Annotated in this window: 8 protein-coding genes; 3 read left to right on the top strand and 5 right to left on the bottom strand. The window is 70.5% G+C overall.

Annotated features, from left to right (window positions below; genetic code table 11):
* Positions 1 to 428 precede the first annotated feature (428 nt).
* Together xerC and ACFVX9_RS14945 are read left to right on the top strand one after the other, a co-directional pair.
* A complete protein-coding gene (xerC, locus tag ACFVX9_RS14950; RefSeq protein WP_371522885.1) occupies positions 429 to 1,808 on the top strand; it encodes a tyrosine recombinase XerC in 1,380 nt (459 codons plus the stop codon).
* Between the two features lie 806 nt (positions 1,809 to 2,614).
* Positions 2,615 to 3,652 carry a tyrosine-type recombinase/integrase gene (locus ACFVX9_RS14945; protein ID WP_387981908.1) on the top strand — a complete coding sequence of 346 codons (1,038 nt, stop codon included), beginning with the start codon at positions 2,615 to 2,617 and terminating at the stop codon, positions 3,650 to 3,652.
* A 712-nt stretch (positions 3,653 to 4,364) separates the two neighbouring features.
* Here the strand turns inward: ACFVX9_RS14945 and ACFVX9_RS14940 are convergent.
* From ACFVX9_RS14940 to ACFVX9_RS14920, 5 genes are all read right to left on the bottom strand, one after another.
* On the bottom strand, positions 4,365 to 5,642 hold the full coding sequence (locus tag ACFVX9_RS14940) for a hypothetical protein (RefSeq protein WP_380371635.1): 1,278 nt from the start codon (positions 5,640 to 5,642) through the stop codon (positions 4,365 to 4,367).
* 136 nt (positions 5,643 to 5,778) lie between these two features.
* Positions 5,779 to 6,747: a TauD/TfdA dioxygenase family protein gene (locus tag ACFVX9_RS14935; protein WP_380371637.1), complete on the bottom strand. Its 969-nt coding sequence runs from the start codon at positions 6,745 to 6,747 to the stop codon at positions 5,779 to 5,781.
* Between the two features lie 35 nt (positions 6,748 to 6,782).
* Entirely contained in the window at positions 6,783 to 7,562 is a 780-nt protein-coding gene (locus ACFVX9_RS14930; RefSeq protein ID WP_380424868.1) for a hypothetical protein, read from the bottom strand.
* Positions 7,563 to 7,679: 117 nt separating this feature from the next.
* Positions 7,680 to 8,939 (bottom strand): hypothetical protein, encoded by a 1,260-nt coding sequence (locus tag ACFVX9_RS14925; protein WP_380371642.1) that lies wholly within the window; start codon positions 8,937 to 8,939, stop codon positions 7,680 to 7,682.
* Between the two features lie 28 nt (positions 8,940 to 8,967).
* Positions 8,968 to 10,110 (bottom strand): amidohydrolase family protein, encoded by a 1,143-nt coding sequence (locus tag ACFVX9_RS14920; protein WP_380371645.1) that lies wholly within the window; start codon positions 10,108 to 10,110, stop codon positions 8,968 to 8,970.
* A gap of 261 nt (positions 10,111 to 10,371) precedes the next feature.
* Between ACFVX9_RS14920 and ACFVX9_RS14915 the strand changes: the two genes are divergently transcribed.
* Entirely contained in the window at positions 10,372 to 12,357 is a 1,986-nt protein-coding gene (locus tag ACFVX9_RS14915) for a B12-binding domain-containing radical SAM protein (protein ID WP_380371648.1), read from the top strand.
* Positions 12,358 to 12,465: the final 108 nt, after the last annotated feature.

Below are 12,465 nucleotides of genomic sequence, written 5' to 3'. Positions count from 1 at the left end.
GCGGCCGCAATTCTGCCTCCTCCGAAACGGCCCGAGCGGCCCCGCGGGCGGGGAATGAGAGATCCATTCCCTGCCGATATCCGGAGGAATTCGATAAAATCAGAGCACCTCAGAATCACTCGCAGCCGGCCTCCGGCCGCACCGCAGTCGGCGTCGCACCCCGGACCCTCCCACACCCGAGAGCATCCGTCCGGTCGCCATCAGCGACGACACGTCCGGACGCCAGAGTTCCGGACATGATCCACAAGGCTGCGAGCCACCGAAGGGAGCCGTAGGCAATCTGAGCGCAGGTCAAGGGATCACACCAGGCCAGAGGCCCTGAAAGCCTCTGGTGGTCGCACGGTGGTCCCATCGGCAGCCGCAGTGCGCCCGCACGGGACGAAACTGGAAAGGCCAACCCGACCACGACCCTGCGTGAAGTGATCATCATGCGCTCCTCCGCCAAGCGCGGCCGCGTCTACCGCCGCTGCGGCTGCCGCGACCAGCACCGCAAACAGCTCGGCGCCCGCTGCCCCCTCCTCGCCGCCGACCCCCACCACGGCACCTGGACCTTCGCCGTCGACAGCCACACCGCCATCGACGGCAAGCGCCACACCATCCGCCGCGGCGGCTACCTCAAGAAGAAGGCCGCGAAAAAAGCCCTGCACCGCTACCTCGAAGGCGAACGCACCGGCATCCCCCGCGACCCCGACCAGAGCGTCGCCGACTACCTCGACGACTGGTTCCACGCCAAACAGGCCGAACTGAAGCCCACCACCGCCTCCCACTACCGCAGGTACGTGTACGACGACCTCATCCCCGCCTTCCGCACCATCCGCCTCGACGACTTCCGCCGGCCCCACATCCGCACCTTCGCCGACCACCAGCTCGCCCACGGCCGCGGAAGGGTCACCGTCCACCGCATGCTGTGCACGCTCTCCAGCGCGCTCGGGGACGCGGTCCGGGCCGGCCGCCTGCGCCGCAACGTCGGTCGGCCCCTGGTCCTCCGCCGGCCGCGCCGCGCCGACCGCATCGAGTGGACCGTCGACCACGCGGCCACGTTCCTGCGCTACGCCCACGGCGCCGACCCCCTGATCGCCGACCTCGCCGAACTGCTCATCGGCTCCGGCATCCGCAAGGGCGAGGCCCTGGCCCTCCACGAGGACGACGCCTACCTCGACAAGCGCTTCATGTACATCCGCTGGACTCTCTCGGCCATCGACAACACCGAACTCGTCTTCACCGAACCCAAGACCCGTTCCAGCCGCAACTGGGTCGCCCTGTCGGACCGCGCCACCGCAGCGATCGCCCACCGCCTCGCCCCCGACACCTTCCGCGGCCCCAACCCCGCTCCCGGACACGGCCTGGTCTTCCACCGCCACGGCCGCCCGCTCCACCCCTCCTACGTCCTGCGCCGATTCCACCGCCTCTGCCGCGAAGCCGGCGTCCCCGTCATCGGCGTCCACGACCTGCGCCACCTCGCCTGCGCCCTGGCCATGGACGAACACGTGCCGCTGCCCATCGTCTCCAAGACGCTGCGGCACTCCACCTTCTCCACCACCGTGGACGTCTACCACTACCTGACCATCCAGGCCGTCCGCGAAGCCGTCGACGCCATCAACCACTCCCTCGACCAGGCCGACCACAACGCCCTGCACGGCAACCACGCAGCCCGAATCCCCCGCAGCCCCCGCGCACCACGTCTGACCACCCAGCAGACACGGAAAACGACACAACGTCGCCAACCGGCGCCCCGGCCAACCCCCCGGGACCACACTGCGACCACCAGCCGACGAAACATCAAAAAGGCCGCTTCCACCTTTCGGTGAAAGCGGCCTACGACCTGCGAAAACGCTGGTCGGGACGACAGGATTTGAACCTGCGACCCCTTGACCCCCAGGGGTTCAACTATTGTCGGCAGCCGAGGCCTCGTGGCCTCGGCTTCGTTGTTGCTCAACCATCCTGAGGTGCAAGTGAGTTGGGACTTCTCAACGGAATCGCCGACGCAGCGAGCTGACAGTTGCTCAGTGTTTACTTCGTGCAGAAGTGTCCGTTTCGGACCATGGGCGCCCATAGGCGCTCATCGGGTGTGGTCCCAAAGTGGTCCCCAGGCCGAGCGCCCCGCCACAGCTACTGCGTGTGATCGAAACCTGTCGGCCCTTCAGCAAGCGGCGTCGTACCTGCCCGACCGCCCCTGCGTCGATGCCGTCAGCCGACCCGCGGGTCCCGGTCCTGCGGACGGATCATGGTCGCTTACCCACCGGTTGCGGACAGTGATCTTCCGGGCGGTGTGTCGTCTTGAGCGTGTCGTCGCCCTGTGGTTCTGACGTGCTTCGCGCACCGCCCCGCACGCTCTGCCGCCACGCCCGACGAGGCGGCGAACCTTGGTCTCGGGATCATCCGGTCCGAGAGAATGGGGAAGCTCATGGGACAGCGTGCACGGCGTGGTCGGGTCTACCGGCGGTGTGGTTGTACGGGCGGGCACGGGAAGCAGTTGGGTCCGTGGTGTGTGCGGCTGCTGGAGGAGGCGGGTCACGGGTCGTGGACGTACTGCGTCGACCTCACTCCGGAGGAGGGCAGGCGTCGTACGCGTCGGCGGGGCGGGTTCGCCAGCCGCGCTGAGGCGGCCCGGGAGATGAGGGCGGTGCTCGACGGTGAGCTGCGCGGGGTATACGAGAACCGCCGTACCACCGTCGCGAGCTACCTGCGCGAATGGCTCGCCACGAGAAAGCCGCACCTCGCACCGAACACCTACGCCGGCTACGCCGCGTGCGTCGAGCGCGACCTCGTCCCCGCCTTCGGCCACCTCCGGCTCCTCGACCTGCGCCCGGAACACATCGACGACTGGGTCACCACCCAGCTGGAGGCCCAGCGCGGGCGCGTCACCGTCTACCGGGCCGCGTCCACCCTGCGCAACGCACTCAACGCCGCCGTCCGCTCGTGGCGCCTGCGCTACAACCCGGCCAAGCACTCCGTGCCGCCCAAGCCCCGCGCCGCCGAGCGCACCTGCTGGACCCCCGAGCAGGCAGCCACCTTCCTGCAGCACAGTGCGGAGCAGTACGCGGACCAGCTGACCGACCTGTTCGAGGTCATGCTCGGCACCGGCATGCGCCGCGGTGAGGTTCTCGCCCTGCACTGGTCCGACGTCCACCTCATGGACCGCAAGCTGTTCGTCCGCTGGACCCTCGCCGCGATCGACAACGGGAAGATCCACCTCCGCGAGCCCAAGACCGAGGCCGGCCGCGCCTGGATCAGCCTCTCCCCCAGGGTCATGACCGCCCTCCACCACCAGGCCGCCATCCAGATGGCCGGCGACCCGGAGGGCCGGCTCGAGGGCCTGGTCTTCGGCCGCCCGGGCGGAACCCCGCTACGGCCCCAGTGGGTCCTCGACCAGCTCCGCAAGCGCACCGCCGAGCTCGACCTGCCCAGGATCGGCCTGCACGACCTTCGCCACACCGCGGCCAGCATCATGATCGCCGAGAACATCCCCGTCGCCGTCATCTCCAAGACCCTGCGGCACTCCACCATCGCCACCACGATCAACCTCTACGGCCACCTCCTCAAGGACTCCGCCGACCAGGCCGTGCTCGCCCTGGCCCAGGCCCTCGACCGGGCCGCCGCCGGACGGAGTCCGGTCCCCGGGCCTGGTGAGGTCCTCCGGCGGGCGGCGTAGCCGCGCGTCGGAGGGCTTCCGTACTGCGGCTTGGGCGGGGTGAGGCGTCTCTGGCTGTGCGGCCGGTCAGGGACGCCCGAGCGTGGCGTCGGCAGCTGGGGCCTCGTGCTCCTCGGAGTCCGGGCGGAGCATGTCGAGGAGGTCGTGAGCTGCCCAGTCCGGGAGGGTTGCGGGGGCGGCGCGCGGCCTGAGCTGACCCTTTCTGCAGGGTGCGCAGTCGCGAGCGCCGGTCGTAGGCGCGGGCGGGCTCGCTTCTACGCCTGCCCCTCACCCGCTGACGAAGCGCACCCGGTCGGCAACCTCTGGCCGCAGTCTGTCCGGCGCCGCTAGTCGACGTCGGCGGCGCACCGAAGCATCCGGACAGGGCCGCGCCGAGCGGGGCGGCGGCGACGGAGGCCAGGCTCATCGGCAGGGTGCGCACGCCGACTGCCTCGGGGCGGGCGGTGAGCAGGCTGCGGGCCGCGACCTCGGACAGCATCCCGACGAACCGAGGACCATGCCCAGCTTGAGGCCTTGCCGTCCTGAGAAGTCCTACTGCGTCCACCAGCACCCAAATCGGCTGTTCCCAAAACAGCGTCAAGGCCCAGCATCGGATTCGGCCACACGGAGTAACAGCCCTCTGCCGGCCCGGCTCGATGCTTCGACCCCACGATTCGGGTGGATGCTTCGCCATCTGGCTCTTGGTGCCTGCCTGCGTGGGCACCTTCGCTCATCATGACGCTTCTGTCGGTGAAGGTTCATCGTCCGATTCGATCAGGGCCAGAAGGCTCTGCGTCGCCCAGTCGGGAAGGGCCAGTGCGGTGGTCCGGGGCAAACGGGCCTTTTGCTGGAGGAGCCGTTTGTGGAAGATGGCACGTGTCAGCCAAGCGAAGGTGTCATCGTCTAACAGGTCGGGGTGGCCGCCGGCGGCGTCAGCGAATTGTTCCGGGTCTGTGAAGACCTCGAGGACCGAGGCGGGGAGGGTGTCGGCATCCGCGGCACGGGCGATAGCGCTGCGGGTCACGGTTTCGAACCAGCCTGAGCCCCACCACTCGCCAACGGACTCGGTGTGGGAACCATGCATGGAGAGCAGGCGCATGGTGGCCTCCGCGCCGAGATCCTCGTCGACCTGTTGCCAAAGGTCGATCTCACGGTGGATGGATGCAAGGATCGGCCCCCAGCCTTCTTCGAAGGTGTCCCGCAGGGCCTGGCCGTCCGCGAGTCGGCGGGCGGGGGCTGTGAGGGCGAGACGCACAGCGTGCCAGTCGATGGCCTCGAGGTGGACGTGGGGCAGGACGGCCCGGGTGGCGGCGATGTTGGCCCGGGCCATCGCGATGTCGTCGATCTTGAAGTGCCAGTCCTCGACGTCGCTCTCGCGCCGCCAGCACCATTCGGCGATCCCTCGCGCTGCCGCTGACGGCACCGAGTCGGGGGAGATCACCGGGTAGGCACGCAGCCCGCTTCCGATGCGCCAGTAGAAGTCCTCGCCGAACGCCCTGAGTACCTGCAGGCTGTCGTGCTCGCGGCGGTGCCGACGGATCGCGGGGCTGATGTGCTCTTTCCAGAACAGGGTGCTCAGGGTCCCGCGGAGCGATGTCTCGTCGCCGGGCAGATAGATGCGCGTCACGTCGAGCAGCCCGGCGGCGGCGAAAGCCCGGCGTGCGGCCTCCGCCCTGTCCACCTGGGTGGATTGCGGGCTCAGGTCGATGATGAGCGGCTCGTCGAGCGCGAACAGCGGAGGAAGGTACCCGTCCCAGTCCCAGCCGTCGGTGGGGTCGTCGATGACGAGGCGGCCGGTGGCCGGAGACCAGCTGATGAAGAGGTGGAAGTTGGAGCGGCTCAGCTCGACCGTTGCCGCCGCGTCGGCGCCAGAATCGTCCTCGTCCTCTTCGTCCTCGTACCACTGATCTGCCTGGGTCCAACCAGCCTGCCGCAGGGGGGCCATGAGCCGCTCGAGCAGCTGCGGCCCGAGGGCGTGCGGTGACAGGGGGCTGTCCGGCGTGCTGTCCATGGGAGACCTCGTCAGGCGGGTCGAGGGAAGGTTCAGGGCTGGCCGGCTTGGGCGGATCGGGCCCGGAACAGCAGCTTGCGGACGATCTGGTGCCACTGGCGGGAGTCCTCGCTGTAGGAGCGGTCGTCAGCGTCGGTCAGCTGCCGCGGTACGCGGTGAGCGGTTCGCCGTGGACGGCCTCGGAGGTGAAGCCGTCCGGGCCGACCGGGCGGTCGCCGAGTACGGTCACCCGGTAGAGGGTGCGGCGGTGGTCGGTGCGGTCCAGGTCGGCGGGTTGCAGGTGGGCGACGGCGCGGTTGTCCCAGATGGCGACGTCGCCGGGGGCCCACTGCCAGCGCACGCTGTACTCTGGGCGGCCGATGTGCCCGTGGAAGAGCTCCAGCAGGTGGCGGCTCTCCCAGGGCAGCAGCCCGCGCAGGTGGGTGACGGACGCGGGTGGTGCGAACAGGGCGCGTTCGCCGGTCTCGGGGTGGACGCGCACCACCGGGTGGACGGAGAGCAGGGTGTCCTCGGTGAGCCGGCGCAGGACTTCGACGTCCTCCTTGTCGGACAGCAGCAGGCGGTTCGCGGCGTAGAGGGTGTGTTCGGCGCGCAGTCCGTCGGCGAGCACGCGCAGCGGTTCGGAGAGGCCCTGGTAGGCGGCGACCAGGTTGGTCCACTGGGTGTCGCCGCCGTACGGGGGGACGGTCTCGGCCCGTAGGACCGAGATGGCGGGCGGGTTGACGGCGGCGGCCAGGTCGACGTGCCAGCCGGAGTACGGCTCCAGGGCCTTGGGCCTCAGTCGCTCCTCGAACCGCTGGCCGTGCCGGGTGTCCTCCACGTCCGGATCGACGGTGAGGACCTCGGGGTACCCGTCCGGGTGGACGCCGTGCTTGCGGCCGGGACGCCGGGTCAGCTCGCCGAGGCGCCGCCCGAAGGCGATGTGCTCGGGGTGGCCGAGCCGCTGGCCGCGCAGGAAGACCACCTTGTGGCGCAGCAGGGCGGCGCGGACGGCGTCGATCGTCGGGTCGGGCAGGGCTTCGGCGAGGTCGACCCCGTCGATCATGGCGCCGATGTGGCCCGCGAGCTGTCGGACGTCGATCCCCGCGCCCGTTGCTTCCGTCATGAGGTCCTTTCCCTCCGGTCGGTCGGCCTGGCCGGTCAGGCCCACTGCAGGACGGTCCGCTCGTCGAGCAGGCCGGTCGACCAGAGCGCCACGGTGCGGCGCACGTCCGGTCGTCCGCTGGGCGCGACGGCGTGGACGTTGCCGCCGTCGAACACGTAGACGTCTCCGGGGCGGATCTCCAGGGTGATCCGTTCCACCCCTTCCAGGGCCTCCAGCGGGTAGCCGTAGCTCCCGGGCGGCAGCCCCAGGGCCCTGCGGTCCTCGGGGCCGGGCGCGGCGTTCCAGTAGACGAGCTCGCCGCCCGGGCCGTTCTCCAGGCAGGTGAGGGCGTTGCAGACTGGTCGGACCCGGATGACTTCGAAGCCGGCCAGGTGCGGCTTCATCCAGCCGTACGGGGCGTCGTCGTGCGGCAGCAGGCCGAAGGTCTCGCTGTTGGCACGCGACCGCAGCTTGAAGACGGCGGCCTGTCGGCCCTCGTGTTCCGCCGGCCGCAGCTCGACGCCGAGCCCGGCCAGGTGCGCGCGGCAGTCCTCCAGCAGATCGGGCAGGGTCGGGCCCGGCCCCTCCCAGATCGCGTCGAGGCCGGGGCGGGCGCGTTCGGACGCGTCCAGGTAGGCGTCGAGGCTCCCGGAGGAGACGAGGATCGGGCCGGCGACGCGGTCGGTGCTGCGGACGGCCTGCGGGGGACTGACGGTCAGGGGACTGGCCCAGAAACGGCGGCAGGTGCGCTCGCAGACGTCGGGTGCCAGCGCGCCGCGGAAGATGGTGCCGGCGACGCGGCCGGACAGGACGTCCCACCAGGCGTCCCAGTCCACGCCGTCCCGTTCCAGGAAGCGGAAGTACGCGACCCCGACGCCGGCGTCCCGCCAGCGTCGGGGTCGCGCCCGGGTCGGCCATGGCCGCGATTCTCCCTCGTTCGGGGTCGGGGGGTGTCAGTAGGCGATGCTGAGCACGGTCTGCGGCGATCCGTGCACCTTGTGGGCACGCTCCTGCATGACCATCACTCCGGCCAGGCCCTCCGGGGTGTAGAACCCGCTGAGCTTGGTGTAGGCGTCGAAGCCCACCTGCTCGCCGTCCCGGGTGACGCCCGTGGCCGGTTCCGGCAGCAGGCGGGCGTCCTGCGCGACCCAGAGGTGACCGGCCGCCGTGTCGACCAGGGCCCGGTCGAAGAGGGCACGCAGCGCCGCGCCGGAGAAGCTGCCCGTGTGGTAGACGGCGCGGCTGCCCCAGTTCAGGGTGGGGTGATGGCTGCCGAACTTGAGGTAGTAGCGGCGCTTGCCCTGTCCGAGCGCGCAGTACTCGTCCAGGCCGATCCAGCTGCCGTCGGGCAGGTGGAAGCCGTCGGGGGTGACGATCTCGGTGTGCGGGAAGAGCCCGCGCACCCGGTCCGGGTAGTACTGCCGGGTCTTCTCCCAGAACGGCCAGGCCATGGTCACCTTGGCGTCGTAGAGCGGGGTCGGCGGGTGGTCGAAGAAGAGTTCGCCGCGCTCGCAGGCCTCCATCCACTGGTCGAAGAAGCCGTTGTAGCGCAGGTCGTAGAACTCGTGGGCGCGCACGAGCCCGCAGTCCTTCCAGTGCACCCGGTCGAAGCCGAAGTGCCGGATGCCCCGCTCGCGCAGTCGCTGCACGGTGTACTGGACGCCGTGCGGCCGGGAGGCGTTGCCGGTGAGGTGGTGGACGACGAGGTCGTCGCCGAAGCGGGCCCGGAGCGAGTCGGCGAGGTTGTCGATCGGCGCCCCGAGGTGTCGTGAGGGGCCGCCGAAGTCGTCCGGGAAGGCCTGGTAGAGCGCGTGCACCTGGTCGGCGATCTCCCAGCCGGACGCCGGGCACTGCACCTCGGCGATCTGGCCGGGGGCCGGCTCGTCGGTGCGGAAGTACCGGGGCAGTTCCAGGTGCCGTTCAGTCAGGTTCTTGTGGTAGGTGTGGTCGCGTTCCGGGGGCTGGCGGGCGAGCAGGGTGTCCGCGACGGCCGGGTCGATCTCGCCGCGCACGCTGGCCAGGAAGACGTCCCGGGTGATCCGCAGGTACTCGCGGATCAGGGCGTTGCGATCGATGAAACCCTCGAAGGTCCCGGTGTCCATCGGGTAGGGGCGGGTGGAGATCAGGTTGGTGAAGCCGACACTCGTCCGGGTCCTTCGTTCGATGTCGTCGTCGATGAAGCGGTACCAGCGGTTCGCGTTCTGCTCCGCCATGCGGGCTCCCTAGCGGTGGACGGCTGGGTCACTCGGTCGGTTCGGCGGCCAGGGTGGCGAGGTCGAACCCGTAGAGCCGGGCGCAGTTCTCGGAGGTCACCTGTTGCCGCGCCTGCGGGCCGGCGTCCCGCAGCCCGAGGTCCAGGACCTGCCGGGAGTTCGGCCAACTTCCCTCGTAGTGCGGGTAGTCACTGCCCCAGAGGAAGTTCCCCGAGCCGAGCAGCCGCATGGTGAGCACGCCCACCTCGTCCTCGGTGAAGGTGGCGTGCACCTGGCGGCGGAAGTAGGCGCTGGGCGCCATGGTGAGGTCGGTGCGCAGGGCCGGGCCGAGCTTGTCGTAGATGCGATCGGCGTGCAGCAAATGGTAGGCGATCCAGCCGATGTCGTTCTCGGCCAGGACGACCTGGAGGTCCGGGAAGCGCTGGAGGACCCCGGAGAAGATCAGGTCGGTGAGGGTGTGCTGGAGTTCCTCCGGGTAGCCCATGTTGCGCCGGATGCGGCCGAGCGGGCTGTCGTAGTCGAAGAGCTTCGGGCTGTCCCGGTAGCCGGTGAGGCAGTGCATCGACACCGGCATGCCCAGGGCCTGGGCCTCCCGCCAGAACGGGTCGTTGATCTCCCCGCCGAAGTCCCGCTCGGTGGGGGTGGAGGCCCAGATCGCGGCGCCCCGCAGGCCCAGCTCGCGGCAACGGCGCAGCTCCCGTACGGCCTCCTCGGTGTCCCACAGTGAGATCAGCCCGAGGCCGACCAGTCGCTCCGGGGTGTGGCGCACGTACTCGGCGAGCCAGTCGTTGTAGGCGCGGAAGCAGGCACGCTGGAACTCTCCGTCGGAGAGCCAGAACAGGTGCAGGCCGAGGCTGGGGTAGAGCACCTCGCCGGCCACTCCGTCCAGGGCCATGTCCTTCAGCCGCGCGGCCGGATCGCTGCCGCCCGGCCGGGCCGCCTCGACCACCGTCTCGGCGTCGGTGACGAACCCCTCGGCGGTGGCGTCGGTGGCGTAGAGGCTGTTGACGAGGGCGGGGGGCAGGTCGTCGCAGGTGAAGTACCAGCCGCGCCGCTCGGCGTCCCAGGAGACCCGGGGCGCGCGGTCGCGGTACTTGCGTTCCAGTCCTTCGGTCCACAGGCGCACGGGTTCGACGACGTGCGAGTCGGCCGAGAGCACGGGAAAGGTCAAGGATTCACTCCTCACGGGAGGGAGGGGGCCGTCGCGGCGGGTCCGGTCGGTACGGTGCGGTGCGGTGCGGGCGACGGCGAGGCGGTGGCACGCGGAAGCTCGTGGGTCCGCCGCAGGGCCGGAGCGGCAGGAGCGTGGAATCCATTGTTGTCCGGTGCATGCTCCGGTCAAGGGGTTGCACCGCAGAGAGTGAGGATCCGGACACCTTGCGCTGATCCGTATGGTGGTGAAGAGGACTGACGATGTGTCACCATCCCCAGCATGGCAGACCCCATCCCAGTGGTACCGGGGCGACACGGCGTGGACCTGCTGCTGCTGAGCGCCTCGAACTACCCGGCACTGCCCATCTATCCCTACGCGTTCGTCCAGGTTTCGGCGATCGCCGAACGGCACGGCCTGACCACCGCCCGGTTCGACCTGCTGCGCACCCCCAAGCCCGAGTGGCGCTCGGTGCTGGCCGCGGTGCTGGAGCGTACCGACCCCCGCCTCATCGGCATCCACCTGCGGCAACTGGACTCGATCTTCATCTGGAACTACGCCGACGCCGACCTCCCCGGCGCCCCACCGGTACGCCGCAACAGCTACTGGCCGATGCACGAGACCGAGGAACTCATCGGCATCCTGCGGGACCTGACCGACACCCCGGTCATGCTCGGCGGCTTCGGCTTCACCACCAGGCCGCACGCCCTGCTGGAGCGGCTGCGGCCGGACTACGGGGTGGTCGGCGAACCGGACGAGATCATGGGCCGCCTGGACGACATCCTGGCCGGGCACGACCTGCGCGGCATCGCCAACCTGGCCCACCGCCACGGCGACCGCTACACCGTCAACGAGCGGGTCTTCCTGCCCCCCACGGACCACCCCGAGTACACCGAGGAGATCCTGCGCGACCTCCTGGACTTCTACGGCCCCGAACGCGTCCTCGGCCCCGAGCCCGAGGTCCACGTGCCGGTGGAGGTGCAGCGCGGCTGCCCGTACCGCTGCTACTTCTGCACCGAGCCGATGGTCAAGGGCCGGCGGCACCGGGTGCGGGACCTGGACGCCGTGCTCACCGACATCCGCTTCCTGGCCGATCGCGGTGTCACCCGGATCTGGATGGTCTGCTCCGAGGTCAACATCGGCCGCAACGACCTGCTGTTCGAGCTGGCGGCGCGCATGCGCCGGCTCAACCGCGACCGGCCCCGGCCGGTGCAGTGGACCTGCTACCTGCTGCCCAACCCGGCGCTCGAACGCGCCGAGATCCGGATGCTGCTGGAATCGCACTTCGAACCCAGCTGGAACCAGTTCGGCTCGTACGACGACGCGAACCTCAAACGTACCCGCGTGCCGTACCGGGCCCGCCACGCCGTGCAGGCACAGGTCGACTGGCTGGAGGAGGAGGAGGCGTTCCGCCTGGCACGCGGCCTGCCGGTGCCGCCGCGGAGGCTGGACATGTTCCTCGGGAACTCCTACGCCACCCCCGAGACCGTCTCGACCACGCTGCGCGCGGTCAGCGACCTGCGACTGGCCGAGCGCTTCGAGGACTCCCTGATCACCCGTGCCACCCGGGTCTTCGACCTCGGCGATGGGATCACCGGAGAACCGGGCGACGCGGCCTACTCGGTCGGCCCCCGGGGCCGGCTGGAAACCGTGGACCTGCTGTATCCGACCTTCAGCTACCCGCCCGCCCTGGTCGCGGCGCTCGGCGGCGCCCGGGCGGTGGACGAGTTCTTCGCCCACGTCGAGGCGACCTACCTCTCCCGCGCCCACCGTGCCCGCCTCGACTGGCAGGGGTTCCTCGCCCGGAACGCCGGGGCGGGTGAACTGGCAGCCTGGTGCGGCCGCCTGGGGAGCGGCGGTGAGGGCGACAGCGCGGAGCTGCGCACCGTCCGGGCGGCCCTCGCGTCGGACGGCGGCGTGGCTCTCGTCGGGCGGTTGCTGGATCCGGCGGACGGGTCGGAGTCCGAGGGCCCGCTCGCCCGGACCCTGGTGGAGCTGGCGGTGGGGACCGAACTGCCCGCTGTCCGTTCGGCGTTCGCGGGGATCGGCCTGCCCCGGTACTGGGACGACCGGACCGGGCGCACCGCCTACGAGGTGTGCGCGGAGCTGGCCGCCCGGTTCGGCTCCGTCGAGGAGGTCCTCGCGGCGGTGCGTACGGCGGTGGAACCCGGCGACCCGTCGGTGCCGCTGCTGGCCGTGCGGTACTGCCTGTACGACAACAACGTCGTGCTGCGCCCGGACTACTCCCGGGTGCTGTTCGCCTCCTGAACGGGTGCGGGGGGGGGCTGCCCCCCCCCCCCCCCCCCCCCCCCCCCGAAACCCCAAAAGCCCCGACCCACCCCCCCCCCCCCCCAGCTGCCTCCGCCCCATCACGGA

Origin of the sequence: Kitasatospora sp. NPDC058243 (genome assembly GCF_042882025.1) — a bacterium.
Classification (GTDB): domain Bacteria; phylum Actinomycetota; class Actinomycetes; order Streptomycetales; family Streptomycetaceae; genus Kitasatospora.
This window is presented reverse-complemented; position numbering and strand designations above follow the sequence as displayed.